Raw genomic sequence first — 24,711 nt, forward strand, 5'->3', positions numbered from 1 at the left:
CATAAATAGGTGAGAGTTAATACACTTCGAAAATCTCTTCAAACCACGTCAGCTTCGCCTTGCCGTATATATGTTACTGACTTCGTCAGTTCTATCTACAACCTCAAAGCAGTGCTTTGAGCAACCTGCGGCTAGCTTCCTAGTTTGCTCTTTGATTTTCATTGAGTATAACTTTGTTTCTATCTTAATCAAACTGGGTAGTGAATAATCATATTATCACGATAGAAGAAGAGGCTGAGATTGCTGATTCTCGGCCTCTTCGATTTCTTAAAATGTTCCGATACGGGTGATTGGCCAGAAGCGGAATTTAGCTTCCCCTGTGATATCTTTTGCTTTGAAGGTACCTACGTGGCGGCTGTCGCTCGAAACCAAGCGGTCGTCTCCGAGGAGAAGGTATTCTCCTTCTGGAACAGTAAAGCTAAAGTTGGTGTTATAGTTGACATCGACTGTGAAGGCTTGGGCTTTTTGAGCGATACTTCTAAAGAAAGTTCCTTTATTTCCTTCAAAGCCCTTGCCTGAGTAAGTGCTTTGGAGTTTGTCGTCCTTGAAGCGTTTGATGTAGTCTGCTAGGTAAGGCTCGTCCGTCTCTTTGTCATTGATGTAAAGTTTATCGTTTTCGTAACGGATGGTGTCGCCAGGCATTCCGATAACACGTTTGACGATGTCCTTATTACCGTCTTCCTCATGGGCAACCACGATATCAAATCGGTCAATAGGGAGATGTTTGACAACAAAGAGGATTTCACCATCCGCCAGGGTAGGATCCATGGAATGCCCTTCTACGCGGACATTACTCCAAAAAAAGATACGGCTCAAAGCTAGTAATGACAGAATCAGGAGGAACAATCCCCACTCTTTTAAGAAATTTTTAAATGAATTCATAACTTACCTTTCTAAGCGTTTTTTCGCTTTTTCAGTATTTTTAAAGTGTAGCTTGGCGCAGAAGCTGAGTCCCTGCATACCATAGGCTTGCAAAATCTGGCTAGCTACCTTATCAGAAGCCGTTCCAGCTCCACTTGGAAGTTGATAGCCCAGTTCTCGTCCCAGATTTTCAAGATTTTCCAGAAAGAGATCACGCGCAATGATAGAAGAAACTGCGACAGCCAAGTATTTGCCCTCAGCCTTTTCTTCTAAGCTGATAGGATTACTGAAACGATTGGCCTCTTGTGCCAAGTACTTGTCATAATTTTTAGCACTAGTAAAGGCATCAATCACAATTTTCTCAGGCTGAATGCCTTTTTGAAGAAGGAGATAGATAGCCTGGTTATGGAGGGCTACCTTAACCGAAACAGCATTGTAGCGGTCTCCGATGACCTCGTTGTACTTGCTTGGTGAGAGAAGCAATGCCTGGTGCTGGATTTTTTCTTTGAGAATAGGGGCAATCTGACGGATCTTTTGGTCGGTCAGTGTCTTGGAATCCCCCACACCGAGTTTTCGCAAGAAGTCATGCTGGTCAGGTGTGACAAAGGAAGCCACAACTGCAAGCCCACCAAAGTAGGAACCATTCCCTACCTCATCCGTCCCAATCAAAGGAAGATTTTGATCGCTGTTTTCTTCTACAATTTGATAGCCAAAGAAACGAGCGTATTTCTCGGCCCCTTCACCCTGAAGCAAGACCTTTCCAGAAGTATAGATAGAAACCGTTGCTTGAGGTAGTCGCAAAAAGTAGCGAATATAGGGATTCTTGCTGGGAGCCAGACTGGTTTGATAGTGTTCAAGAAAAGACTGAATCTCCTTTTCGCTTGGTGTGAGTGTTATACTTGCCATAGTTTCTATTGTACCACAAAAGCAGTAAAATTTGTAAAAACTGACAAAATTAGCGAATTTTGGTATAATATCGTGAGGTGAATTTTATGGCAAATCTAAATCGATTCAAATTTACATTCGGGAAAAAAACGTTAACCTTGACAAGCGAGCATGATAATCTCTTTATGGAGGAAATCGCCAAGGTTGCGACAGAAAAATACCAAGCAATTAAAGAACAAATGCCTAGTGCAGATGATGAAACCATCGCTCTTTTGTTGGCAGTCAACTGTTTATCAACTCAGCTCAGCCGTGAGATTGAATTTGATGATAAGGAGCAAGAATTAGAAGAACTCCGTCACAAACTTGTGACTTGCAAGCAAGAACAGAGCAAGATTGAGGATTCCTTATGATTTCACTCCTTCTTCTATTGGTCTTGGCTTGGGGATTTTATATCGGCTATCGGAGAGGTCTGCTCTTGCAGGTTTATTACCTGATTTCAGCCATGGCATCGGCTTTTATGGCTGGCCAGTTTTATAAGGGGCTTGGAGAGCAATTCCATTTATTGCTCCCTTATGCAAATCCGCAGGAAGGTCAGGGGACTTTCTTTTTCCCATCGGATCAACTCTTTCAGTTGGATAAGGTCTTTTATGCAGGTATCGGCTATTTGTTGGTTTTCGGGATAGTCTATAGCATCGGTCGTTTGCTTGGTCTCCTCTTACACTTACTTCCTAGTAAAAAACTGGGTGGTAAGTTGTTCCAAGTTTCAGCAGGGATTTTGTCCATGTTGGTGACCTTATTTGTCTTGCAAATGGCCTTGACCATACTAGCAACTATTCCCATGGCAGCTATACAAAATCCTCTTGAAAAGAGTATCGTCGCAAAACACATCATCCAGAGCATACCAGTAACAACCAGTTGGCTCAAACAAATCTGGGTGACAAATTTAATCGGATAAAAAGGGCAGGAGTTTTCCTAGCCCTTTGTTTACAGATTTGGCTAGAATCTATCAGAATGTAAAAAGCTAATACTCTTCGAAAATCTCTTCAAACCACGTCAGCTTCCATCTGCAACCTCAAACCACTGTTTTGAGCAACCTGCGGCTAGCTTCCTAGTTTGCTTTTTGATTTTTATTGAGTATCATACACCTAGACATTCAAAGACAAGGAAATAAAGATGAATAAGAAAATATTAGAAACATTAGAGTTCAATAAGGTCAAGGCTTTGTTTGAACCCCATTTGTTGACCGAGCAGGGCTTGGAGCAATTGAGACAGTTGGTTCCGACTGCTAAAGCAGATAAAATCAAACAGGCTTTTGCTGAGATGAAGGAAATGCAGGCTCTCTTTGTCGAGCAACCGCATTTCACTATTCTCTCAACCAAGGAAATCGCAGGAGTCTGCAAGCGTTTGGAGATGGGGGCGGACCTCAATATTGAGGAGTTCCTCCTCTTGAAGCGCGTGCTTCTGTCTAGCCGAGAGCTGCAAAGTTTTTATGCCAATCTGGAAAATGTCAACTTGACAGAATTAGCCCTTTGGTTTGAAAAATTACACGATTTTCCGCAATTACAAGGAAATCTCCAAGCCTTTAATGATGCAGGTTTTATTGAAAATTTTGCCAGTGAAGAATTGGCGCGAATCCGTCGAAAAATCCATGATAGCGAGAGTCAGGTACGCGATGTCTTGCAAGATTTGCTCAAGCAAAAAGCGCAGATGTTGACAGAAGGGATTGTTGCCAGCAGAAATGGTCGTCAGGTTTTACCAGTCAAAAACACCTACCGCAATAAGATTGCAGGTGTCGTTCATGATATTTCTGCTAGTGGAAATACCGTCTATATCGAACCCCGTGAGGTGGTCAAACTGAGCGAAGAAATTGCTAGTCTGCGAGCAGATGAGCGCTATGAAATGCTTCGCATTCTCCAAGAAATTTCTGAGCGTGTCCGCCCTTATGCGGCTGAGATTGCCAATGATGCTTGGATTATCGGCCATCTGGACTTGATTCGTGCCAAGGTCCGCTTTATCCAAGAAAGGCAAGCAGTCGTTCCTAAGCTATCAGAAAATCAGGAGATTCAATTGCTCCATGTTTGCCATCCTTTGGTCAAAAATGCCGTTGCAAATGATGTCCATTTTGGCCAAGATTTAACAGCCATTGTCATTACAGGTCCCAATACAGGTGGGAAGACCATCATGCTCAAAACTCTGGGCTTGACGCAGGTTATGGCTCAGTCTGGTTTGCCAATTTTAGCAGACAAGGGAAGTCGTGTTGGTATTTTTGAAGAAATCTTTGCCGATATTGGCGATGAGCAGTCTATTGAGCAGAGCTTGTCTACCTTCTCTAGCCACATGACCAATATTGTGGATATTCTTGGTAAGGTCAACCAGCATTCACTCTTACTTTTGGATGAGTTGGGGGCTGGTACAGATCCCCAAGAGGGAGCTGCCCTTGCCATGGCTATTCTGGAGAATCTTCGCCTGCGTCAAGTCAAGACTATGGCGACCACCCACTATCCAGAACTCAAGGCCTACGGTATTGAGACAGCCTTTGTGCAAAATGCCAGCATGGAGTTTGATACTGCAACTCTACGCCCGACCTATCGCTTTATGCAGGGAGTTCCTGGTCGAAGCAATGCCTTTGAGATTGCCAAACGTCTAGGCCTATCTGAAGTTATCGTAGGGGATGCTAGTCAGCAGGTCGATCAGGACAATGATGTCAATCGGATTATTGAGCAGCTGGAAGAGCAGACGCTGGAAAGCCGTAAACGTTTGGACAATATCCGTGAGGTGGAGCAAGAAAATCTCAAGATGAACCGTGCTCTAAAAAAACTTTACAATGAGCTCAATCGTGAAAAGGAAACCGAGCTTAATAAGGCGCGTGAACAGGCTGCTGAGATTGTGGACATGGCCCTAAGTGAGAGTGACCAGATTCTCAAAAATCTCCACAGTAAGTCCCAGCTCAAACCCCATGAAATCATTGAAGCCAAGACCAAGCTGAAAAAATTGGCTCCTGAAAAAGTAGATTTGTCTAAAAATAAGGTTCTTCAAAAAGCCAAGAAAAAACGTGCTCCAAAGGTAGGAGATGATATCGTTGTTCTCAGTTATGGACAGCGTGGTACTTTGACCAGTCAACTCAAAGATGGCCGCTGGGAAGCCCAAGTAGGCTTGATCAAGATGACCTTGGAAGAGAAAGAGTTTGACCTTGTTCAAGCCCAGCAAGAAAAGCAAGTCAAGAAGAAACAGGTCAATGTCGTGAAACGAACTTCTAGTCGAGGACCTCAAGCCAGACTGGACCTTCGAGGCAAGCGCTATGAAGAAGCCATGAATGAGCTAGATGCCTTTATCGATCAAGCCTTGCTTAATAATATGGCTCAAGTTGATATCATCCATGGTATCGGAACAGGTGTCATCCGTGAAGGTGTCACCAAATACCTACAAAGAAACAAACATGTCAAGAGTTTCGGCTATGCCCCACAAAATGCTGGAGGGAGTGGCGCAACTATTGTCACTTTTAAAGGATAGCAGTATTCTGGACTTTATAAAGTAAAAACTGTTGAACTAATTTTTACTAATAAACACATTGACAAAAGCCAACATTTTTTGTAAAATAAGAATCAATTAAATACCAACACCGAATGAAGTTTAATAGAAGTGGGGAATCGTTTGATTTTCCATGACTGTAAATGGACGGAACTCTGGAGAGACCGTAAAGGCACCGAAGGGGCAAGGCAGGCAACTGCTCAAACTCTCAGGTAAAAGGACAGAGCTAGGATAGACCGCTTTTTAGCATTTATCTAAGCATTCCAGAGTACATGTATCTTGCATGTGCTCTTTCTTTTGGGGTTGAAACGATAGGAGAAGGAAATGTTAGAATTGCTTAAATCAATCGATGCTTTTGCTTGGGGACCGCCCCTCTTGATTTTATTGGTCGGAACAGGGATTTACCTAACTATTCGGCTAGGACTCTTGCAGGTTTTGCGTCTGCCCAAGGCCTTCCAGCTTATTTTTACTAAGGACAAGGGGCATGGCGATGTATCCAGCTTTGCGGCCTTGTGTACAGCCCTAGCAGCGACAGTTGGTACGGGAAATATTATCGGAGTGGCGACGGCTATCAAGGTCGGTGGCCCAGGAGCCCTCTTTTGGATGTGGATGACTGCTTTCTTTGGGATGGCTACCAAGTATGCGGAAGGACTACTAGCTATTAAATACCGCACCAAGGACGACCATGGTGCAGTAGCGGGAGGTCCAATGCACTATATCCTTCTGGGTATGGGAGAAAAGTGGCGTCCACTTGCTATCTTCTTTGCCCTGGCAGGTGTCTTAGTGGCTTTGTTGGGGATCGGGACCTTTACCCAAGTTAACTCGATTACAGAATCTATCCAAAATACAACAACTATTTCGCCAGCCATCACAGCTCTTGTGTTGTCTGTATTTGTAGCAATTGCAGTCTTTGGTGGACTCAAGTCCATTTCAAAGGTTTCAACAACCGTTGTTCCTTTTATGGCCATCATTTATATTTTAGGAACTCTTACAGTTATTTTCTTTAATATTGGGAAAATCCCTGCCACAATCGCTTTAATCTTGACATCAGCATTTAGTCCTGTTGCTGCGGTAGGTGGATTTGCCGGTGCTAGCATTCGGATGGCTATTCAAAATGGTGTAGCGCGAGGTGTTTTCTCGAACGAATCTGGTCTGGGTTCGGCTCCCATTGCAGCTGCTGCCGCTAAGACAAATGAACCGGTAGAGCAGGGCTTGATTTCCATGACAGGAACCTTTATTGATACCCTCATTATCTGTACCTTGACTGGTTTAACCATCTTGGTAACTGGTGTTTGGAGTGGTGACTTGAATGGAGTGGCTTTGACTCAGTCGGCTTTCTCAACAGTCTTTTCACATTTTGGACCTGCCCTCTTGACCATCTTCCTTGTGCTCTTTGCCTTTACAACGATTCTAGGTTGGAACTACTATGGAGAACGCTGTTTCGAGTTCCTCTTTGGGGTTCGCTTTATCTGGCTCTACCGTGTGGTCTTTGTACTCATGGTCTTGTTGGGAGGATTTATCGAGTTGGATATGGTTTGGATTATCGCAGATATTGTCAACGCTTTGATGGCTCTGCCAAACTTGATTGCTCTGTTGGTCTTGTCACCAGTCGTCATTGCTGAGACTAAAAAGTATTTTGACAAATAATGAAATCACACAGCTCGTGTGATTTTTTTGCTTTCATAAAAAATTTCTATCGGTGTAATTTAAAATATATATTATACACGGTATAGAATCTGTGATAGACTAGATTTCAACAACATGAAAAGAGGTTTTATAATGACAACATTTACAATTCATACAGTAGAATCAGCGCCAGCAGAAGTGAAAGAGGTTCTTGAAACAGTAGAAAAAGATAACAATGGCTATATTCCCAACCTAATCGGTCTCTTGGCTAATGCACCGACTGCTTTAGAGGCTTATCGTACTGTCGGAGCTATCAACCGTCGCAATAGCCTGACACCCGTTGAGCGCGAAGTCGTGCAAATCACGGCAGCCGTGACCAATGGTTGTGCCTTCTGTGTTGCAGGTCACACAGCCTTTTCAATCAAACAAATCCAGATGAATGATGATCTGCTTCAAGCCCTTCGCAATCGTACTCCAATTGAAACAGATCCTAAATTGGACACCCTAGCTAAGTTTACCTTGGCAGTTATCAATACCAAGGGTCGTGTAGGAGATGAAGCCTTAGCTGAGTTTTTAGAAGCTGGTTATAGCCAACAAAATGCCTTGGATGTGGTTCTTGGTGTCAGTCTAGCAAGCCTCTGTAACTATGCCAACAATCTAGCTAATACCCCAATTAACCCAGAATTGCAACCTTATGCTTAATTCATATCTGAGTAAAATGAAGTCTGAAATAATCGGACTTCATTTTTTATCCCCTCATTTAAGCGCTTTTATGCTATACTGAAACTAACATGATTATTGGAGGTTAGGATGAAAAAACTCCCCTTAGTATTTTCAGGTTGTTTGCTAGGTTTGGCAGGAGCTGGAAATCTTATTTTAGATACGTTGCCGGTTCTGTCCCATCTGTTGAGTCTGACAGGTTTGATTTTGTGGATTTACTTTCTGATTCTTCATCTCTTTAATTGGAAGGAAAGCAAGCAAGAGTTGACCAAGCCTCCTCTTTTGTCAGGGATGGCGACCTTTCCCATGGCTGGGATGATTTTATCAACTTATGTCTTTCGCGTATTCCCTCATCTTCCTTTGGTAGCGCAAGGGCTCTGGTGGTTTTCATTTCTCTTGGACTTGGCCTTGATTGCTGATTTCACCATCAAGTTTGCCTGTCCAGGTCGTAGGGTTCATGCGACTCCTAGCTGGACGGTTCTCTATGTGGGGATAGCGGTGGCTGCCTTGACCTATCCTCTGGTAGGCATCATCGAAATTGCCTATGCGACCTTGAGTTTTGGTTTTCTCTTGACCTTCTATCTCTATCCCCTTATTTATAGCGATTTAAAGAAACATCCACTCCCACTAGCCTTGCTTGGACAAGAAGGAATCTATTGCGCTCCCTTCTCTCTACTCTTGGCTTCTCTAGTTCGAGTTGGAGGAGAGAGTCTACCAACTTGGCTCTTAATCGTTATGATTTTGGCTTCTCAATCCTTCTTTTTCTTTGTTTTAACTCGCCTACCCAATATTTTAAAGCAAGGCTTTCAACCAGCCTTCTCAGCCCTCACTTTCCCGACCATTATCACAGCTACTTCGCTTAAGATGGCTCAGGGAATCTTGAAACTTCCATTTTTGGATTATTTGGTAGTGGCTGAAACCGCTATTTGCTTAATTATTTTACTCTTTGTATTAGGCGCTTATCTGATTTGGTTACGAAAAAAGGTCTAGCTAGAAATAGCTAAACCTTATTTTTTATGGTTTGATGACTTCAGCTCCACCCATGTATGGACGAAGAACTTCTGGGATGGTCACAGAACCATCTGCATTTTGGTAGTTTTCAAGAATAGCAGCCACTGTACGTCCAACTGCAAGTCCAGAACCATTCAAGGTATGGAGCAATTTCACCTTGCCATCTGCTTCATCACGGTAACGGATTTGGGCACGACGGGCTTGGAAATCTTCTGTGTTTGAACAGCTTGAGATTTCACGGTAAGTATTTTGGGCTGGAATCCAAACTTCCAAGTCGTAAGTTTTCGCAGCTGAGAAGCCCATATCTCCAGTAGAGAGAGCAACGACACGGTATGGAAGGTTGAGTTTTTGAAGAATGTTTTCAGCGTTGGCTGTCATTTTTTCCAATTCTTCATAAGATTCTTCTGGTTTGGCAAATTTGACCATTTCAACCTTGTGGAATTGGTGCAAACGAATCAAGCCACGAGTATCACGGCCAGCTGAACCAGCCTCAGAACGGAATGATGGACTCATAGCAGTGAAGTAAATTGGCAGGTCTTTGCCGTCAAGGATTTCATCACGGTAGTAGTTTGTCAGAGGAACTTCAGCTGTAGGGATAAGGACATAATTGCTGTCGCTCAATTCAAAAGTATCTTCCTTGAATTTTGGATATTGACCAGTACCAAACATAGAGTCATGGTTAACCATGTAAGGTGTGATGACTTCAGTATAGCCTTCTTTGCCATGTTCATCCAACATAAAGTTGTAGATAGCACGTTCTAAACGAGCACCGAGGCCTTTATAGAAGAGGAAGCGAGCGCCTGTTACCTTACCACCGCGTTCCCAATCAAGGATACCAAGGTCTTCACCGAGATCCCAGTGAGCTTTTGGCTCAAAGTCAAACTCGCGTGGAGTACCCCAACGGCGAACTTCCACATTGTCATCTTCATCAGCCCCAACAGGAACACTGTCAGCTGGGATGTTAGGAAGAGTCGTTGTAAATTCTGTTAATTTAGCATCTATTTCTGCCAATTCAGCATCCAAGGCTTTGACTTCAGCAGATAGAGTTTGCATGGCAGCAATCTTGTCATCTGCATTTTCCTTGTTGCGCTTAGCTTGGGCAATCTCAGCAGAAACTGTGTTACGTTCTGCCTTGAGAGTTTCAACTTTGACCAAGATGTCACGACGCTTAGCATCGATTTCTTTCATCTCATTCAAGACAGCAGCATCTACACCACGTGTAGCCAATTTTTCTGCGACAGCATCAAAATCTGTACGAATACGTTTGATATCTAACATAAGAACTCCTTTATGAAAAAAGCACACCTGACAAAGCGTTGGAGTGGCAGGGCCACGGTTCCATCCAACTTCACAGGTGTGCACTTGATTGTGTATGTAATTGTTACTAACGGTAGAATTTCACCTATCCCTCCTATCTGCTCGCAGCATCCGCAGACTTTCTGAAAGAAGAAGATAACCTACTTATCCGTTGCTATGATTATACTAAAGTTTCTACTTTTTTGCAAATAGATTTTTAAATTTTTGGCTAATTGTCTGAATCAGGGTCGGAAGTTTGACGACCTTGTCATTCCCCAGTTTTTCACGAGCAATTTTGAGAATGGCACCTGAATCTTTTGAAGCAAAGAGGAATTTTCCTTTGTCTGTAAAGACTTCGAAGTGGCGACTGATTTTCCTCCCAGTGACATTGGCTCCAATCTGGTTGATATGGCTCCAAGGAATCTGGATAAATTGTTCGACATTGACATCGGGGTAAAATTCTAAGGCCTGATCTCCGACCAGGAATTTCCCAACTTTCCCAGCGATAGAGAGGTAGGAAGTGCCTGTCGTGCTGAGAAGCACTGTTTTGTTAAGAGATTGGGCCATGATTAGTCTTCCTTACTTTCGCCGAAAAAGGCATTGTAGAGGGCTTTAATTGCTGCTTTTTCTTGGTCTTTATTGACAACGAACATGATAGAAACTTCACTAGAACCTTGAGACATCATCTGGATATTGATCTTATTTTCAGATAGAGCGCGAGTTGCAGTAGCAGTTACTCCGATATGACTCTTCATCTTTTCTCCAACAATCATAATGATAGAAAGGTCGTGTTCGATTTCTGCATGGTCCACCTCAGCCTTTTGAACCAACTGACGAAGGATTTCTTCTTCCTTGATAGGAGTTAGTTCGCGAGAACGGAGAATGATTGAAAGATCGTCGATACCTGTTGGCATATGTTCCCAGCCGATGTTAAGGTCTTCAAGGATTTGCAGAACCTTGCGGCCAAATCCAACCTCACGGTTCATGAGGTATTTCGACATATTAATGCTGACAAAGCCTGAGTCACCAGCAATTCCCACAACTGGAAATTCATCACTACTGTGTTTTAGAACGATACGAGTACCTGGATGGTCAGGGTTGTTGGTATTCTTGATAACGAGAGGAATTTTTCCACGGTAGGCAGGAAGAAGCGCTTCGTCATGAAGGACTGAGAATCCTGCATAGGCCAACTCACGCATTTCACGGTAGGTTAACTCAGGGATTGAGTGTGGTTGGTGAATAATACCAGGGTGGGCTGCAAAGATACCATCAACGTCTGTAAAGTTTTCATAGAGGTCTGCCTTAACACCGGCAGCAATGATAGAACCTGTAATGTCTGATCCTCCACGTGAGAAGGTACAGATTTGATTTTCCTTGGTAACTCCAAAGAAACCAGGAATGACAAGGACTTCATTTGTATTTGTCAATTCTTCAATCTTGTCATAACTTGATGGAATGATGCGAGCGTGACCAGGCTCACTTGTGACCACAATACCAGCTTCTCTAGGGTGCACATAGCGTGCATCAATCCCGTTTTGATTAAAGTAGGCAGCAATCAATTTAGCATTGTTATTTTCACCAGCTGCTAGGAAAGTATCGTAGAGAAATTCATTTTCTTCGATAGGAAGAGTGGCTAAGGCACGAATGCTTTTGGAAATTTTTTCTAGCACAGCTGGTTTAAGACCTAGTTCACTAACCATCGCAGCATAGCGGTCGATAATCCAGTTTTGGCTCTTGCTAATATCGTTACCAGCAACATAGTCGCGGTAGTATTTAATCAAGGCATCCGTAACCTTAGTATCTTCAGCATTGCGTTTACCAGGGGCAGAAACGACTACAAAACGACGCTCTGAATCGCTTTTGACGATGTTTAAAACTTTTTCTAATTGACTAGCAGAGGCAAGAGAGCTACCTCCAAATTTAACAACTTTCATAAGAACTCCTAAAGTAAGTATTTTATACGATTATAGCAGAAAGAAAGCCTTTTTTCAATGAAGAAAATAAGATGCTTTCTAGCCTAAAACGATGCTTTCTAATCGGCTGAGACACTTTCAGTCAATTTTTTCTTGCTTTCTGTTCCTAAAAAAGATATATTTTGAAAATAAAATAATTTAATTTTCAATGAAAATCAAAGGGCAAACTAGGAAGCTAGCCGCAGACTGCTCAAAGCACTGCTTTGAGGTTGTAAATAAGACTGATGAAGTCAGCTCAAAACACTGTTTTGAGGTTGTGGATAGAACTGACGAAGTCAGTAACCATACCTACGGCAAGGCGAAGCTGACGTGGTTTGAAGAGATTTTCGAAGAGTATAAACTGCTTATAAAAATAAAAAGGAGTCCAGATGGAACACATTATTTATCAGCTTGATGAGGACTTGGCAATCCTTACCTTAAACCGTCCTGAGGTCGCGAATGGCTTTCATATTCCTATGTGTGAGGAGATTTTAGAAGCCTTGACTTTGGCAGAAGAGGATCCGGCTGTGCATTTTATCTTAATCAATGCCAATGGCAAAGTCTTTTCAGTTGGAGGAGATTTGGTAGAGATGAAGCGGGCAGTGGATGAGGATGATATTCCATCATTGACAAAAATCGCAGAGTTGGTCAATGCTATTTCTTATAAAATCAAACAAATAGCCAAACCTGTTTTAATGGAAGTTGACGGTGCTGTTGCAGGTGCCGCAGCCAATATAGCTGTTGCGGCAGATTTCTGTCTTGCAACGGATAAGGCTAAGTTTATCCAAGCCTTTGTTGGCGTTGGCTTGGCTCCAGATGCAGGGGGAATTCATCTCTTGAGCCGCAGTATCGGTGTGACGCGTGCTGCTCAATTAGCTATGACAGGAGAGGCTTTGACCGCAGAAAAAGCTCTGGAGTGGGGGCTAGTTTACCGTGTTTCCGAAGCTGATAAACTTGAAAAGACGAGAGAACAGCTTCTTAAAAAATTAAGACGTGGTTCAAGTAATTCCTATGCTGCCATTAAGAAGTTGGTTTGGGAGAGCCAATTTAAAGACTGGCAGGATTACGCTACTTTAGAACTGAATCTACAGGAATCCTTAGCTCAAACAGAGGATTTCAAAGAAGGAGTGCGAGCTCATTCGGAGAGAAGACGGCCTAAATTTACAGGAAAATAAAAAAATACTTGCATCATTCTTTGAACTTTGATATAATTCTCTTGTCAAATGTTTTGATTGTAAAAGTTTTTTTGAGAAGGAGGGAAAGAAAGATTGGACTACCAACGAATTAATGAATATTTAACATCTATATTTAACAATGTCCTTGTCATTGAGGAAGTGAGCTTGAGAGGTAGTCGTTTCAAGGATATCTCCATCAAAGAAATGCATACGATTGATGTGATTGGGAAATTCCCAGACGTGACACCAAGTCAAGTGTCAAAAGAGTTGATGGTGACTCTTGGGACAGTTACGACTAGTTTGAATAATCTCGAACGCAAGGGTTACATTGAACGCATTCGCTCAGAGCAGGATCGTCGTGTGGTGCATCTACATTTGACAAAGAAGGGTCGCTTGGTTCATAGGCTACATAAACGCTTCCACAAGGCCATGGTTGAAAAAATCATTGATGGTATGAGTAAGGAAGAAATTGATGTTATGAGCAAAGGTTTGACCAATCTTTATCAATTTTTGGAGGATTTGAAATAATGGCTTTTGCAAAAATAAGCCAGGTTGCTCATTATGTGCCAGAGCAAGTGGTTACAAATCACGACTTGGCTCAGATTATGGATACCAATGATGAGTGGATTTCAAGTCGGACGGGAATACGACAAAGGCATATTTCAAGAACAGAATCTACCAGTGATTTGGCTACAGAGGTTGCTAAGAAACTGATGACAAAAGCTGGAATCACAGGGGAAGAGCTGGATTTTATCATCCTAGCCACCATTACTCCAGATTCGATGATGCCCTCTACAGCTGCTCGTGTTCAAGCTAATATTGGTGCAAAAAAAGCTTTTGCTTTTGACCTAACAGCGGCTTGCAGTGGATTTGTATTTGCTCTTTCAACTGCTGAAAAGTTTATCGCTTCTGGTCGCTTTCAAAAAGGCTTGGTGATTGGTAGTGAAACCCTCTCTAAGGCAGTTGATTGGTCAGACCGATCAACAGCTGTTTTGTTTGGAGATGGTGCTGGTGGTGTCTTGCTAGAAGCTAGCGAGCAAGAGCATTTCTTGGCTGAGAGTCTCAATAGTGATGGAAGTCGTAGCGAATGTCTAACGTACGGACATTCAGGCTTACATTCTCCATTTTCAGATCAAGAAAATGCAGATTCATTTTTGAAGATGGATGGACGCGCAGTCTTTGATTTTGCTATTCGAGATGTAGCCAAGTCTATCAAACAGACTATTGATGAATCTCCTATAGAGGCGACAGACTTGGATTATCTGCTACTTCATCAGGCTAATGACCGTATTTTGGATAAAATGGCTAGAAAAATTGGTGTCGACCGAGATAAACTTCCAGCCAATATGATGGAATATGGCAATACCAGTGCAGCCAGTATCCCGATTTTACTTTCAGAGTGTGTAGAACAAGGTCTCATCCCTTTAGATGGTAGCCAGACTGTTCTTCTATCAGGCTTCGGTGGAGGCTTGACCTGGGGCACGCTCATTCTTACAATTTAGGTAATCATGTGGTGAACACATTGTTATAAAAAACTATTTATTTTAAAGGAGTCCTATCATGGCAGTATTTGAAAAAGTACAAGAAATTATCGTTGAAGAACTTGGGAAAGACGCATCAGAAGTAACACTTGAATCAACTTTTGATGACTTGGATGCAGATTCATTGGACTTGTTCCAAGTAATCTCAGAAATCGAAGATGCTTTTGATATCCAAATCGAAGCAGAGGATGACTTGAAAACAGTTGGTGACTTGGTTGCCTACGTTGAAGAGCAAACAAAATAATACTCAATGAAAATCAAAGAGCAAACTAGGAAGCTAGCCGCAGGCTGTACTTGAGTACGGCAAGGTGACGCTGACGTGGTTTGAATTTGATTTTCGAAGAGTATAAGAAGAATATAAGATAGAAGGAGTAGGGAAACCCGCTCCCTCTTGTTTAGGCAATAGTTTGATTGTCAAATTATGACGGTATCGAACTATTACGTAAGCAAGAAACGATGGAGGCACTATGAAAACGCGTATTACAGAATTATTGAATATTGAGTATCCTATTTTCCAAGGAGGAATGGCTTGGGTTGCTGATGGTGATTTGGCAGGAGCTGTTTCCAAGGCTGGAGGACTAGGCATTATCGGTGGTGGGAATGCACCGAAAGAAGTCGTCAAGGCCAATATTGACAAGATCAAATCGTTGACTGATAAACCTTTTGGTGTCAACATCATGCTCTTGTCTCCCTTTGTGGAAGATATTGTAGATCTCGTTATCGAGGAAGGGGTTAAGGTAGTGACAACAGGTGCAGGAAATCCTGGTAAATACATGGAACGTTTCCATGAAGCAGGGATTACAGTTATTCCTGTTGTACCAAGCGTTGCCCTAGCTAAACGAATGGAAAAAATTGGTGCGGACGCTGTTATTGCAGAAGGAATGGAAGCTGGGGGACATATCGGTAAATTAACAACCATGACCTTGGTGCGTCAAGTGGCGGCAGCTGTATCTATTCCTGTTATTGCGGCAGGAGGGATTGCGGATGGTGAAGGTGCTGCAGCTGGCTTTATGCTAGGTGCAGAGGCTGTTCAGGTTGGAACTCGTTTTGTCGTTGCAAAAGAGTCTAATGCCCATCCAAATTATAAGGCGAAAATTTTAAAAGCTAGAGATATTGATACTACGATTTCAGCTCAACACTTTGGCCATGCTGTTCGTGCAATTAAAAATCAATTGACTCGTGATTTTGAAAAAGCTGAAAAAGATGCCTTTAAACAAGAAAATCCTGATTTGGAAATCTTTGAACAAATGGGAGCAGGTGCTCTAGCCAAAGCGGTTGTTCACGGTGATGTGGATGGTGGTTCTGTTATGGCAGGTCAAATTGCGGGGCTTGTTTCCAAAGAAGAAACAGCTGAAGAAATCTTAAAAGATTTGTATTACGGAGCAGCTAAGAAAATTCAAGAAGAAGCCTCTCGTTGGGCAGGAGTTGTAAGAAATGACTAAAACAGCCTTTTTATTTGCTGGTCAAGGTGCCCAGTATCTAGGTATGGGACGGGATCTCTATGATCACTACCCTATTGTCAAAGAAACGATTGATCAAGCGAGTCAGGTGCTCGATTATGATTTGCGTCATCTCATCGATACGGAAGAAGACAAACTCAATCAGACCCGCTATACCCAACCAGCCATTCTAGCGACTTCGGTTTCTATCTACCGTTTACTGCAAGAAAAGGGCTATCAGCCTGATATGGTTGCTGGTTTGTCTCTTGGAGAATACTCTGCCTTGGTGGCCAGTGGTGCCTTGGATTTTGAAGATGCGGTTGCCTTGGTTGCTAAGCGTGGAGCCTATATGGAAGAAGCGGCTCCTGCTGGCTCTGGCAAGATGGTAGCAGTTCTCAATACGCCAGTAGAGGTTATTGAAGAAGTCTGTCAAAAAGCTTCTGAACTTGGAGTGGTTACCCCAGCCAACTATAATACACCTGCACAAATCGTGATTGGTGGAGAAGTGGTTGCAGTTGATCGAGCTGTTGAACTCTTGCAGGAGGCAGGTTCCAAACGCTTGATTCCTCTCAAGGTTTCAGGTCCCTTTCATACCGCTCTCCTTGAGCCTGCTAGCCAGAAACTAGCTGAAACTCTAGCTCAGGTGAGTTTTTCAGATTTCACTTGTCCCCTAGTTGGTAATACAGAAGCTGCAGTTATGCAAAAAGAAGACATTGCTCAACTCTTGACGCGTCAGGTCAAGGAGCCAGTTCGTTTCTATGAAAGTATTGCAGTTATGCAAGAAGCAGGCGTAACCAACTTTATCGAGATTGGACCGGGGAAAGTCTTGTCAGGCTTTGTCAAAAAAATTGATAAGACAGCTAAACTAGCCAATGTTGAAGATCAGGCGAGTTTGGAAGCCTTGCTAGAAAACAAGTAATCCCTTCTCCCATAAATACAGGAGGAAACAGGAGAAAAGAATGCAACTAAAAAATAAAAATATCTTTGTTACAGGTTCGAGTCGTGGAATTGGTCTTGCCATTGCCCACAAGTTTGCTCAAGCAGGAGCCAACATTGTCTTAAACAGCCGTGGGGCAATTTCAGAGGACTTGCTAGCCGAGTTTTCAAACTATGGTGTCAAGGTAGTTCCCATTTCAGGGGATGTGTCGGATTTTGCAGACGCTAAGCGTATGGTTGAACAAGCTATTGCAGAGCTGGGTTCAGTAGATGTTTTGGTCAACAATGCAGGAATTACCCAAGATACCCTGATGCTTAAGATGACAGAAGCGGATTTTGAAAAAGTGCTCAAGGTTAACTTGACTGGTGCCTTTAACATGACACAATCAGTCTTGAAACCGATGATAAAAGCCAGAGAAGGTGCTATCATTAATATGTCTAGTGTTGTTGGTTTGATGGGAAATATTGGTCAAGCTAACTATGCTGCTTCTAAGGCTGGTTTGATTGGTTTTACCAAGTCTGTGGCGCGTGAAGTGGCTAATCGCAATATCAGAGTTAATGCTATTGCACCGGGAATGATTGAGTCTGATATGACAGCTGTCCTATCAGACAAGGTAAAAGATGCCATGCTAGCGCAAATTCCTATGAAAGAATTTGGGCAGGCAGAGCAGGTTGCAGATTTGACAGTATTTTTAGCAGGCCAAGATTATCTAACTGGTCAAGTGGTTGCCATTGATGGCGGCCTCAGTATGTAGCAGAAGCTAGAGGTAAAAAAGATGAAACTAAATCGTGTAGTAGTAACAGGTTATGGAGTGACATCTCCAATCGGAAATACACCAGAAGAATTTTGGAATAGTTTGACAACTGGAAAAATCGGAATTGGTCAAATTACAAAATTTGATCATAGTGACTTTGATGTGCATAATGCAGCAGAAATCCAAGATTTCCCTTTTGATAAATACTTTGTAAAAAAAGATACTAATCGTTTTGATAACTATTCTTTGTATGCCTTGTATGCAGCCCAAGAAGCCGTTAATCATGCCAATTTAGATGTAGAGGCTCTTGATAAAGATCGTTTTGGTGTTATCGTTGCCTCTGGTATTGGTGGAATCAAAGAAATTGAAGATCAAGTGCTCCGCCTAAATGACAAAGGACCAAAACGTGTGAAACCATTGACCCTTCCAAAAGCCTTGCCAAATATGGCTTCAGGAAATGTTGCTATGCGTTTTGGAGCAAACGGTGTTTGTAAATCAATCAATACTGCCTGCGCTTCATCAAATGATGCGATTGGGGATGCCTTCCGCTCGATTAAGTTTGGTTTCCAAGATGTAATGTTGGTAGGTGGTTCAGAAGCATCTATCACACCTTTTGCTATTGCTGGTTTCCAAGCCCTAACTGCTCTCTCAACTACAGAGGACCCAACTCGTGCTTCTATCCCATTTGATAAGGATCGCAATGGGTTTGTTATGGGTGAAGGTTCAGGGATGTTAGTTCTTGAAAGTCTTGAACACGCGGAAAAACGTGGGGCAACCATCCTTGCCGAAGTAGTTGGTTACGGAAATACCTGTGATGCCTACCATATGACTTCTCCTCATCCAGAAGGTCAAGGAGCTATCAAAGCCATCAAACTAGCCTTGGAAGAAGCTGAGATTTCTCCAGAGCAAGTAGCCTATGTCAATGCTCACGGAACGTCAACTCCTGCTAATGAAAAAGGAGAAAGTGGTGCGATCGTAGCTGTTCTTGGTAAGGAAGTACCTGTATCATCAACTAAGTCTTTCACAGGACATTTGCTGGGTGCTGCAGGTGCTGTAGAAGCTATCGTCACAATCGAAGCTATGCGTCATAACTTTGTACCAATGACAGCTGGAACAAGTGAAGTATCAGATTATATCGAAGCCAATGTCGTTTATGGACAAGGCTTGGAGCAAGAAATTCCATACGCTATTTCAAATACTTTTGGTTTTGGTGGCCACAATGCAGTTCTTGCTTTCAAACGTTGGGAGAATAAATAAGTATGAATTTAAACGATATTAAAGACTTGATGGCTCAATTTGACCAGTCAAGTCTGAGAGAATTTTCTTATAAAAATGGGACGGATGAGTTGCAGTTTAGCAAGAATGAGGCTAGACTTGTATCTGAAGTTACACCTCCAGTCGCTCCAGCGCCCGTTCTAGCAACACCAAGTCCAGTAGCTCCTTCATCTGCTTCAGCAGAGCCTGTAACAGAAGAAGTTCAAGCTCCAGCTGAAACAAGTGTGGCTGCTGAGGGAGATATTGTAGAGAGCCCACTTGTTGGGGTGGCTTACTTGGCTGCTGGTCCTGATAAACCTGCCTTCGTCACAGTTGGTGATAGTGTCAAAAAAGGTCAAACACTGGTCATTATCGAAGCCATGAAAGTCATGAATGAAATCCCAGCACCTAAGGATGGTGTGGTAACGGAAATTCTCGTTTCTAACGAAGAAATGGTTGAGTTTGGTAAAGGATTGGTACGAATCAAATGATCGATATTCAAGGAATCAAAGAAGCGCTTCCCCACCGTTATCCTATGCTCCTAGTGGACCGTGTCTTGGAAGTGAGCGAGGATACTATTGTTGCTATCAAAAATGTGACCATCAACGAGCCTTTCTTTAACGGTCACTTTCCTCAATATCCAGTTATGCCAGGTGTTCTGATCATGGAAGCCTTGGCGCAAACAGCTGGTGTGTTGGAGTTGTCAAAACCTGAAAATAAAGGAAAACTGGTCTTTTACGCTGGTATGGATAAGGTTAAATTCAAGAAGCAAGTTGTACCAGGCGACCAATTGGTTATGACAGCGACTTTTGTAAAACGTCGTGGCACCATAGCCGTGGTTGAAGCAAAGGCTGAAGTGGATGGCAAGCTTGCAGCCAGTGGTACTCTTACTTTTGCAATTGGGAACTAAGGAGGTTCTCCATGTTTCGAAAAATTTTAATTGCCAATCGTGGTGAAATTGCGGTTCGTATTATCCGTGCGGCGCGTGAATTGGGCATTGCGACCGTAGCAGTCTATTCAACTGCTGATAAGGAAGCCCTTCATACGCTTTTGGCAGATGAAGCAGTTTGTATCGGCCCTGGCAAGGCAACAGAGTCTTATCTCAATATCAATGCGGTTCTATCAGCTGCAGTCTTGACTGAGGCAGAAGCCATTCACCCAGGTTTTGGATTTCTCAGTGAAAATTCCAAATTTGCAACCATGTGTGAAGAAGTTGGTATCAAGTTTATCGGTCCATCTGGTCATGTCATGGATATGATGGGGGATAAGATCAATGCGCGTGCTCAGATGATTAAAGCAGGCGTGCCTGTCATTCCAGGTTCAGATGGAGAAGTGCATAACTCTGAAGAAGCTTTGATTGTTGCTGAAAAAATTGGCTATCCTGTTATGCTCAAGGCTTCAGCAGGTGGAGGTGGTAAAGGGATTCGTAAGGTTGAAAAACCAGAAGACCTCGTTTCAGCCTTTGAAACTGCCTCTAGTGAAGCCAAGGCCAATTATGGCAATGGTGCCATGTACATTGAACGGGTTATCTATCCAGCTCGTCACATTGAGGTTCAAATCCTAGGAGATGAGCATGGAAATGTGATTCACTTGGGGGAACGGGATTGTTCTCTTCAACGGAATAACCAAAAGGTTTTGGAAGAAAGTCCTTCAATTGCAATCGGCAAAACGCTACGCAATGAAATTGGTTCTGCTGCTGTTCGAGCTGCAGAGTCTGTTGGTTATGAAAATGCAGGGACCATTGAGTTTCTTCTTGATGAAGCCAGTGGCAATTTCTACTTCATGGAGATGAATACTCGTGTACAAGTAGAACATCCAGTAACAGAGTTTGTTTCAGGTGTGGATATCGTTAAGGAACAGATTCGCATTGCGGCAGGTCAGCCCCTGTCTGTTAAGCAAGAAGATATTGTCCTACGCGGCCATGCCATCGAGTGTCGTATCAATGCAGAAAATCCAGCCTTTAACTTTGCTCCAAGTCCAGGTAAGATTACTAATCTCCATCTGCCAAGTGGTGGAGTTGGCTTGCGCGTGGATTCAGCAGTTTATCCAGGCTATACTATTCCGCCCTATTATGATAGTATGATTGCCAAAATCATTGTTCACGGTGAAAATCGTTTTGATGCCTTGATGAAAATGCAACGTGCCCTCTATGAATTAGAGATTGAAGGAGTGCAGACCAATGCAGATTTCCAGCTTGACCTCATTTCAGATCGCAATGTCATTGCTGGAGATTATGATACTTCCTTCTTGATGGAAACCTTCTTACCCAAATATCAAGAAAAAGAATAAAATGACTTCAAGAGTTTAAACCGAAAAGGGGAATCAATGGCTCTATTTAGTAAAAAAGATAAGTATATTCGAATCAATCCCAATCGTTCGGTTAGGGAAAAACCTCAAGCCAAGCCAGAGGTTCCAGATGAATTATTCTCCCAGTGTCCAGGTTGTAAGCATACCATCTATCAGAAGGATCTGGGAAGTGAGCGTATCTGTCCGCACTGTAGCTATACCTTTCGTATTTCTGCCCAAGAACGCTTGGCTTTGACGATTGATATGGGAACCTTCAAGGAATTGTTTACAGGGATTGAAAGCAAGGATCCCTTGCATTTCCCTGGTTACCAAAAGAAACTAGCAACTATGCGAGAAAAAACAGGGCTGGATGAAGCTGTTGTGACAGGAACTGCTCTTATTAAAGGTCAGACTGTGGCTCTTGGGATTATGGATTCCAACTTTATCATGGCTTCTATGGGTACGGTTGTAGGTGAAAAAATCACTCGATTGTTTGAGTATGCGACTGTCGAACAATTGCCAGTTGTTCTCTTCACAGCTTCTGGTGGAGCCCGTATGCAGGAAGGAATCATGAGTCTCATGCAGATGGCCAAGATTTCTGCGGCAGTTAAACGCCATTCAAATGCAGGTCTCTTTTACCTGACCATTTTGACAGATCCAACGACAGGTGGTGTGACAGCTTCCTTCGCTATGGAAGGCGATATCATTCTAGCTGAACCACAGAGCTTGGTCGGCTTTGCTGGGCGTCGTGTCATTGAAAACACGGTTCGTGAAAGCTTGCCTGAGGATTTCCAAAAGGCAGAATTCCTATTGGAACATGGCTTTGTGGATGCGATTGTCAAAAGAAGAGACTTGCCAGATACGATTGCTAGCCTAGTCAGATTGCATGGAAGGAGTCCAAGATGAATATTGCAAAAATAGTCAGAGAAGCGCGTGAGCAGAGTCGCTTGACAAGCTTGGACTTTGCGACAGGCATTTTTGATGACTTTATCCAATTACATGGTGACCGTTCTTTTCGCGATGATGGTGCAGTTGTTGGTGGTATTGGCTGGCTTGGTGATCAAGCTGTAACAGTGGTTGGTATCCAAAAAGGAAAGAGTTTGCAAGACAACCTCAAACGGAATTTTGGACAACCACACCCAGAAGGCTACCGCAAGGCCCTACGTTTGATGAAACAGGCTGAAAAGTTTGGCCGTCCAGTTGTGACCTTTATCAATACTGCAGGTGCCTATCCTGGTGTAGGAGCGGAAGAACGTGGTCAAGGGGAAGCTATCGCTCGCAATCTCATGGAAATGAGTGATTTGAAAGTTCCTATTATTGCTATCATTATCGGTGAAGGTGGTTCTGGTGGGGCTCTGGCTCTGGCAGTCGCAGACCGTGTCTGGATGCTGGAAAATTCTATCTATGCCATTCTCAGCCCAGAAGGCTTTGCTTCCATTCTATGGAAGGATGGCAGTCGTGCCATGGAAGCGGCAGAACTGATGAAAATCACTTCACATGAGCTGTTAGAAATGGACGTGGTAGATAAGGTGATTTCTGAAGCAGGACTTTCTAGTAAGGAACTGATTAAGAGTGTCAAAAAAGAACTCCAAGATGAGCTAGCTCTACTTTCACAAAAACCGTTAGAAGAGTTGTTGGAAGAGCGCTATCAACGGTTTAGAAAATACTAATACTCTTCGAAAATCTCTTCAAACCACGTCAGCTTCGCCTTGCCGTATATATGGTTACTGACTTCGTCAGTTCTATCCACAACCTCAAAACAGTGTTTTGAGCAGCCTGCGGCTAGCTTCCTAGTTTGCTCTTTGATTTTCATTGAGTATAATTCTTTAGAATATGCAAAAAACTAGAACTGACTGCCAGTTCTAGTTTTTATGTGGTTCTTACTCTGTGCAGAGGGGAAAGTCAAAAGGTGCTTGGAAGACCAAACACCTTTTCGATTATTCATTTTCTTCTGTCACAAATTGACTAAGCAGTCCGTTGATAAAACGGGCTGATTTTTGATCTGAAAAATTCTTAGCGAGTTCAATGGCTTCATTGACTGCTACAAGCTGAGGTGTATCAAATGATGTAATTTCAAAGATACCCAAGCGTAGTAAGTTTTTTTCGACCAAGGTCAAGCGTTCAACTGTCCAGCCTGACTTGAGGTGCTGGTTGATTTGTTTATCCAACTCTTCTTTTTGAGCTTGGATACCAGAAACCAAGTTTAGCAGAAAGGCTGGGATTTGCACATCTGCATCTTCACGGTCATGCGTGTAGGCAAAGTGACAAGCTGTTTCCATATCTGTGCCGAATTCAAGGCTCATAAGAGCTTGAAAAGCGCATTTACGAAGTTCGCGTCTAGATTCTAATAATGGACTAGTCATTAAGGAAGTCCTCGTTAAATAGATCTTTCAACTCAGGTTTTGGTGTTTTATCTGGAACGATTCCTGCAACATGGATGTTGACAGCAGCAAGTTCCACATCAGCCATATCTCGGACAGCATCTTTGACTGCTTTTTGAATAGCAAGAGCCACTTTTGGTACTTTCACACCGTACTCAAGGTAGAGATAAATGTCAGCAGTTAGCTCTTCGTTGCTTTCTTTTAAGTAGACACCACGACCAAGAGAGAGTTTTGATAGGGTATCAGATACGGATTTATTTGAAAATGAGTGGACACCTTCAACTTTAGCAGTTGCGATGGCAATGATTTTTTCAAGTACACGTGGAGCGATAACGATTTCGCCAAATTGTTCTTCAATTCCCATAGAATGACCTCTTTCTAGAGATTAGGCACGAGAAACGTAAGTTCCTTCTGCAGTGTTGATGATCAATTTTTGTCCAGCTTCGATGAAGTCTGGAACGTTGACAACAAGTCCAGTTTCCATAGTTGCTGGTTTACCAGAACCTGTAACAGTAGCACCTTTGATAGATGGTTGTGTTTCAGCGACTGTCAATTCAACAGTAGTTGGTACAGTTACACCGATTACTTCAGTTCCGTAGAATTGGATTTTCACATCAGAGTTTTCAAGGATGTAAAGCAATTCATTTTCAACGTTTACGACTGGGATTTCGTATTGGTCGTAAGTTTCAGTGTTCATGAAGTAGGCAGTTTCATCCATTTTGTACAAGTATTGAGCTGGCACAGTTTCGATAATAGCTTGTTCGAATTTTTCTTCTGGACGGTAGCTTGTGTCAAATGTAGAACCAGTACGGACATCACGCAATTTCATACGCATGATCGTGTTCCCTTTACCTGGTTTGTGGTGGCTAGCTTCCAAAACGCGGATCAATTTTCCGTCTGCAGTTTCAAATGTCATACCAGCTTTCAATTTGCTTGCTTCAATCATGTTTTTACCTCTTTAATAAATATTATTACTCTTCATTTTACCATAAAATCTTCTGGAAATAAAGCCAAAATAGTTATTGGGATTTGTTAGGAGCGAAAAAAACCAACCTTAGGGCTGGT

Annotated in this window: 27 protein-coding genes and 1 riboswitch; of the genes, 19 read left to right on the forward strand and 8 right to left on the reverse strand. The window is 42.8% G+C overall.

Going from position 1 to position 24,711, the window contains the following annotated elements:
• Positions 1 to 267: 267 nt before the first annotated feature.
• Entirely contained in the window at positions 268 to 882 is a 615-nt protein-coding gene (gene lepB, locus HMPREF9957_RS08900; protein ID WP_001083986.1) for a signal peptidase I, read from the reverse strand.
• 3 nt (positions 883 to 885) lie between these two features.
• Complete coding sequence (rnhC, locus tag HMPREF9957_RS08905; RefSeq protein WP_000146890.1) at positions 886 to 1,767, reverse strand: ribonuclease HIII; 882 nt, start codon at positions 1,765 to 1,767, stop codon at positions 886 to 888.
• 86 nt (positions 1,768 to 1,853) lie between these two features.
• On the opposite strand from rnhC, the gene zapA reads away from it, so the two are divergent.
• The 6 genes from zapA (at position 1,854) to HMPREF9957_RS08935 (ending at position 8,610) form a co-directional block, all read left to right on the forward strand.
• Positions 1,854 to 2,156: a cell division protein ZapA gene (gene zapA, locus HMPREF9957_RS08910; protein ID WP_000002023.1), complete on the forward strand. Its 303-nt coding sequence runs from the start codon at positions 1,854 to 1,856 to the stop codon at positions 2,154 to 2,156.
• Positions 2,153 to 2,701, forward strand: coding sequence for a CvpA family protein (locus tag HMPREF9957_RS08915; protein ID WP_000624511.1), 549 nt, complete (start codon positions 2,153 to 2,155; stop codon positions 2,699 to 2,701). The genes zapA and HMPREF9957_RS08915 overlap by 4 nt, the downstream gene beginning before the upstream one ends.
• 218 nt (positions 2,702 to 2,919) lie before the next feature.
• Positions 2,920 to 5,256, forward strand: a complete 2,337-nt coding sequence (locus tag HMPREF9957_RS08920) for an endonuclease MutS2 (protein ID WP_001035055.1) — start codon at positions 2,920 to 2,922, stop codon at positions 5,254 to 5,256.
• 163 nt (positions 5,257 to 5,419) lie between these two features.
• A riboswitch (glycine riboswitch) is annotated at positions 5,420 to 5,508 on the forward strand.
• A gap of 90 nt (positions 5,509 to 5,598) precedes the next feature.
• Positions 5,599 to 6,921 (forward strand): alanine/glycine:cation symporter family protein, encoded by a 1,323-nt coding sequence (locus tag HMPREF9957_RS08925; RefSeq protein WP_000891481.1) that lies wholly within the window; start codon positions 5,599 to 5,601, stop codon positions 6,919 to 6,921.
• A gap of 132 nt (positions 6,922 to 7,053) precedes the next feature.
• Entirely contained in the window at positions 7,054 to 7,602 is a 549-nt protein-coding gene (locus HMPREF9957_RS08930) for a carboxymuconolactone decarboxylase family protein (protein ID WP_000206767.1), read from the forward strand.
• A 108-nt stretch (positions 7,603 to 7,710) separates the two neighbouring features.
• Positions 7,711 to 8,610 carry a TDT family transporter gene (locus HMPREF9957_RS08935; protein WP_000735975.1) on the forward strand — a complete coding sequence of 300 codons (900 nt, stop codon included), beginning with the start codon at positions 7,711 to 7,713 and terminating at the stop codon, positions 8,608 to 8,610.
• Between the two features lie 24 nt (positions 8,611 to 8,634).
• On the opposite strand, the gene serS is transcribed toward HMPREF9957_RS08935, so the two are convergent.
• From serS to HMPREF9957_RS08950, 3 genes are all read right to left on the reverse strand, one after another.
• A complete protein-coding gene (gene serS / locus HMPREF9957_RS08940) occupies positions 8,635 to 9,909 on the reverse strand; it encodes a serine--tRNA ligase (protein ID WP_000884231.1) in 1,275 nt (424 codons plus the stop codon).
• A gap of 213 nt (positions 9,910 to 10,122) precedes the next feature.
• On the reverse strand, positions 10,123 to 10,494 hold the full coding sequence (locus tag HMPREF9957_RS08945; RefSeq protein ID WP_000079358.1) for a DUF956 family protein: 372 nt from the start codon (positions 10,492 to 10,494) through the stop codon (positions 10,123 to 10,125).
• A 2-nt stretch (positions 10,495 to 10,496) separates the two neighbouring features.
• A complete protein-coding gene (locus tag HMPREF9957_RS08950) occupies positions 10,497 to 11,861 on the reverse strand; it encodes an aspartate kinase (RefSeq protein ID WP_000869666.1) in 1,365 nt (454 codons plus the stop codon).
• A gap of 407 nt (positions 11,862 to 12,268) precedes the next feature.
• Here HMPREF9957_RS08950 and HMPREF9957_RS08955 point away from each other — a divergent pair, with 407 nt between their 5' ends.
• From HMPREF9957_RS08955 to HMPREF9957_RS09015, 13 genes are all read left to right on the forward strand, one after another.
• Positions 12,269 to 13,054, forward strand: a complete 786-nt coding sequence (locus tag HMPREF9957_RS08955; RefSeq protein WP_000400063.1) for an enoyl-CoA hydratase — start codon at positions 12,269 to 12,271, stop codon at positions 13,052 to 13,054.
• 93 nt (positions 13,055 to 13,147) lie between these two features.
• A complete protein-coding gene (gene fabT, locus HMPREF9957_RS08960) occupies positions 13,148 to 13,582 on the forward strand; it encodes a fatty acid biosynthesis transcriptional regulator FabT (protein ID WP_000386353.1) in 435 nt (144 codons plus the stop codon).
• A complete protein-coding gene (locus HMPREF9957_RS08965; RefSeq protein WP_000852961.1) occupies positions 13,582 to 14,556 on the forward strand; it encodes a beta-ketoacyl-ACP synthase III in 975 nt (324 codons plus the stop codon). Before fabT ends, HMPREF9957_RS08965 begins: the two co-directional genes overlap by 1 nt.
• 58 nt (positions 14,557 to 14,614) lie before the next feature.
• Positions 14,615 to 14,839 carry an acyl carrier protein gene (locus HMPREF9957_RS08970; protein WP_000257838.1) on the forward strand — a complete coding sequence of 75 codons (225 nt, stop codon included), beginning with the start codon at positions 14,615 to 14,617 and terminating at the stop codon, positions 14,837 to 14,839.
• A 223-nt stretch (positions 14,840 to 15,062) separates the two neighbouring features.
• Positions 15,063 to 16,037: an enoyl-[acyl-carrier-protein] reductase FabK gene (fabK, locus tag HMPREF9957_RS08975; RefSeq protein WP_000857457.1), complete on the forward strand. Its 975-nt coding sequence runs from the start codon at positions 15,063 to 15,065 to the stop codon at positions 16,035 to 16,037.
• Positions 16,030 to 16,953: an ACP S-malonyltransferase gene (gene fabD / locus HMPREF9957_RS08980; protein ID WP_000167632.1), complete on the forward strand. Its 924-nt coding sequence runs from the start codon at positions 16,030 to 16,032 to the stop codon at positions 16,951 to 16,953. The genes fabK and fabD overlap by 8 nt, the downstream gene beginning before the upstream one ends.
• Before the next feature lie 40 nt (positions 16,954 to 16,993).
• Positions 16,994 to 17,725 (forward strand): 3-oxoacyl-[acyl-carrier-protein] reductase, encoded by a 732-nt coding sequence (gene fabG / locus HMPREF9957_RS08985; protein ID WP_001176205.1) that lies wholly within the window; start codon positions 16,994 to 16,996, stop codon positions 17,723 to 17,725.
• A 21-nt stretch (positions 17,726 to 17,746) separates the two neighbouring features.
• On the forward strand, positions 17,747 to 18,982 hold the full coding sequence (fabF, locus tag HMPREF9957_RS08990) for a beta-ketoacyl-ACP synthase II (RefSeq protein WP_000774074.1): 1,236 nt from the start codon (positions 17,747 to 17,749) through the stop codon (positions 18,980 to 18,982).
• Positions 18,983 to 18,984: 2 nt separating this feature from the next.
• On the forward strand, positions 18,985 to 19,470 hold the full coding sequence (accB, locus tag HMPREF9957_RS08995) for an acetyl-CoA carboxylase biotin carboxyl carrier protein (protein ID WP_001052233.1): 486 nt from the start codon (positions 18,985 to 18,987) through the stop codon (positions 19,468 to 19,470).
• Positions 19,467 to 19,889 (forward strand): 3-hydroxyacyl-ACP dehydratase FabZ, encoded by a 423-nt coding sequence (gene fabZ, locus HMPREF9957_RS09000; protein WP_000565515.1) that lies wholly within the window; start codon positions 19,467 to 19,469, stop codon positions 19,887 to 19,889. The genes accB and fabZ overlap by 4 nt, the downstream gene beginning before the upstream one ends.
• Before the next feature lie 11 nt (positions 19,890 to 19,900).
• Positions 19,901 to 21,268 (forward strand): acetyl-CoA carboxylase biotin carboxylase subunit, encoded by a 1,368-nt coding sequence (gene accC / locus HMPREF9957_RS09005; protein ID WP_000488680.1) that lies wholly within the window; start codon positions 19,901 to 19,903, stop codon positions 21,266 to 21,268.
• Positions 21,269 to 21,304: 36 nt separating this feature from the next.
• Complete coding sequence (gene accD, locus HMPREF9957_RS09010) at positions 21,305 to 22,171, forward strand: acetyl-CoA carboxylase, carboxyltransferase subunit beta (RefSeq protein WP_001173360.1); 867 nt, start codon at positions 21,305 to 21,307, stop codon at positions 22,169 to 22,171.
• On the forward strand, positions 22,168 to 22,935 hold the full coding sequence (locus HMPREF9957_RS09015) for an acetyl-CoA carboxylase carboxyl transferase subunit alpha (RefSeq protein WP_001017385.1): 768 nt from the start codon (positions 22,168 to 22,170) through the stop codon (positions 22,933 to 22,935). Before accD ends, HMPREF9957_RS09015 begins: the two co-directional genes overlap by 4 nt.
• A 267-nt stretch (positions 22,936 to 23,202) precedes the next feature.
• On the opposite strand, the gene nusB is transcribed toward HMPREF9957_RS09015, so the two are convergent.
• From nusB to efp, 3 genes are read right to left on the reverse strand one after another with little or no spacing between them, the layout of a single operon-like run.
• The gene (nusB, locus tag HMPREF9957_RS09020) at positions 23,203 to 23,628 is read right to left on the reverse strand and encodes a transcription antitermination factor NusB (protein WP_000203634.1); all 426 of its coding nucleotides are present in this window, start codon (positions 23,626 to 23,628) and stop codon (positions 23,203 to 23,205) included.
• Positions 23,621 to 24,010, reverse strand: a complete 390-nt coding sequence (locus HMPREF9957_RS09025) for an Asp23/Gls24 family envelope stress response protein (protein ID WP_000510577.1) — start codon at positions 24,008 to 24,010, stop codon at positions 23,621 to 23,623. Before HMPREF9957_RS09025 ends, nusB begins: the two co-directional genes overlap by 8 nt.
• A 21-nt stretch (positions 24,011 to 24,031) precedes the next feature.
• Entirely contained in the window at positions 24,032 to 24,592 is a 561-nt protein-coding gene (efp, locus tag HMPREF9957_RS09030) for an elongation factor P (RefSeq protein ID WP_000568643.1), read from the reverse strand.
• Positions 24,593 to 24,711: the final 119 nt, after the last annotated feature.

The organism is Streptococcus mitis SK1080, assembly GCF_000220085.1.
In the GTDB taxonomy this organism is placed as follows: Bacteria; Bacillota; Bacilli; order Lactobacillales; family Streptococcaceae; genus Streptococcus; species Streptococcus mitis_K.

What these genes read in the sequence shown, in the direction of transcription:
- HMPREF9957_RS08955 (WP_000400063.1), top strand. Translation starts at nt 12,269, where the DNA reads ATGGAACACATTATTTATCAGCTTGATGAGGACTTGGCAATCCTTACC.
- HMPREF9957_RS08925 (WP_000891481.1), top strand. Translation starts at nt 5,599, where the DNA reads ATGTTAGAATTGCTTAAATCAATCGATGCTTTTGCTTGGGGACCGCCC.
- HMPREF9957_RS08920 (WP_001035055.1), top strand. Translation starts at nt 2,920, where the DNA reads ATGAATAAGAAAATATTAGAAACATTAGAGTTCAATAAGGTCAAGGCT.
- fabG (WP_001176205.1), top strand. Translation starts at nt 16,994, where the DNA reads ATGCAACTAAAAAATAAAAATATCTTTGTTACAGGTTCGAGTCGTGGA.
- rnhC (WP_000146890.1), bottom strand. Translation starts at nt 1,767, where the DNA reads ATGGCAAGTATAACACTCACACCAAGCGAAAAGGAGATTCAGTCTTTT.
- fabZ (WP_000565515.1), top strand. Translation starts at nt 19,467, where the DNA reads ATGATCGATATTCAAGGAATCAAAGAAGCGCTTCCCCACCGTTATCCT.
- HMPREF9957_RS08945 (WP_000079358.1), bottom strand. Translation starts at nt 10,494, where the DNA reads ATGGCCCAATCTCTTAACAAAACAGTGCTTCTCAGCACGACAGGCACT.
- fabD (WP_000167632.1), top strand. Translation starts at nt 16,030, where the DNA reads ATGACTAAAACAGCCTTTTTATTTGCTGGTCAAGGTGCCCAGTATCTA.
- fabK (WP_000857457.1), top strand. Translation starts at nt 15,063, where the DNA reads ATGAAAACGCGTATTACAGAATTATTGAATATTGAGTATCCTATTTTC.
- HMPREF9957_RS08935 (WP_000735975.1), top strand. Translation starts at nt 7,711, where the DNA reads ATGAAAAAACTCCCCTTAGTATTTTCAGGTTGTTTGCTAGGTTTGGCA.
- lepB (WP_001083986.1), bottom strand. Translation starts at nt 882, where the DNA reads ATGAATTCATTTAAAAATTTCTTAAAAGAGTGGGGATTGTTCCTCCTG.
- fabF (WP_000774074.1), top strand. Translation starts at nt 17,747, where the DNA reads ATGAAACTAAATCGTGTAGTAGTAACAGGTTATGGAGTGACATCTCCA.
- efp (WP_000568643.1), bottom strand. Translation starts at nt 24,592, where the DNA reads ATGATTGAAGCAAGCAAATTGAAAGCTGGTATGACATTTGAAACTGCA.
- nusB (WP_000203634.1), bottom strand. Translation starts at nt 23,628, where the DNA reads ATGACTAGTCCATTATTAGAATCTAGACGCGAACTTCGTAAATGCGCT.
- HMPREF9957_RS08915 (WP_000624511.1), top strand. Translation starts at nt 2,153, where the DNA reads ATGATTTCACTCCTTCTTCTATTGGTCTTGGCTTGGGGATTTTATATC.
- HMPREF9957_RS08950 (WP_000869666.1), bottom strand. Translation starts at nt 11,861, where the DNA reads ATGAAAGTTGTTAAATTTGGAGGTAGCTCTCTTGCCTCTGCTAGTCAA.
- accB (WP_001052233.1), top strand. Translation starts at nt 18,985, where the DNA reads ATGAATTTAAACGATATTAAAGACTTGATGGCTCAATTTGACCAGTCA.
- HMPREF9957_RS09015 (WP_001017385.1), top strand. Translation starts at nt 22,168, where the DNA reads ATGAATATTGCAAAAATAGTCAGAGAAGCGCGTGAGCAGAGTCGCTTG.
- accD (WP_001173360.1), top strand. Translation starts at nt 21,305, where the DNA reads ATGGCTCTATTTAGTAAAAAAGATAAGTATATTCGAATCAATCCCAAT.
- HMPREF9957_RS08965 (WP_000852961.1), top strand. Translation starts at nt 13,582, where the DNA reads ATGGCTTTTGCAAAAATAAGCCAGGTTGCTCATTATGTGCCAGAGCAA.
- zapA (WP_000002023.1), top strand. Translation starts at nt 1,854, where the DNA reads ATGGCAAATCTAAATCGATTCAAATTTACATTCGGGAAAAAAACGTTA.
- HMPREF9957_RS08970 (WP_000257838.1), top strand. Translation starts at nt 14,615, where the DNA reads ATGGCAGTATTTGAAAAAGTACAAGAAATTATCGTTGAAGAACTTGGG.
- serS (WP_000884231.1), bottom strand. Translation starts at nt 9,909, where the DNA reads ATGTTAGATATCAAACGTATTCGTACAGATTTTGATGCTGTCGCAGAA.
- HMPREF9957_RS09025 (WP_000510577.1), bottom strand. Translation starts at nt 24,010, where the DNA reads ATGGGAATTGAAGAACAATTTGGCGAAATCGTTATCGCTCCACGTGTA.
- accC (WP_000488680.1), top strand. Translation starts at nt 19,901, where the DNA reads ATGTTTCGAAAAATTTTAATTGCCAATCGTGGTGAAATTGCGGTTCGT.
- HMPREF9957_RS08930 (WP_000206767.1), top strand. Translation starts at nt 7,054, where the DNA reads ATGACAACATTTACAATTCATACAGTAGAATCAGCGCCAGCAGAAGTG.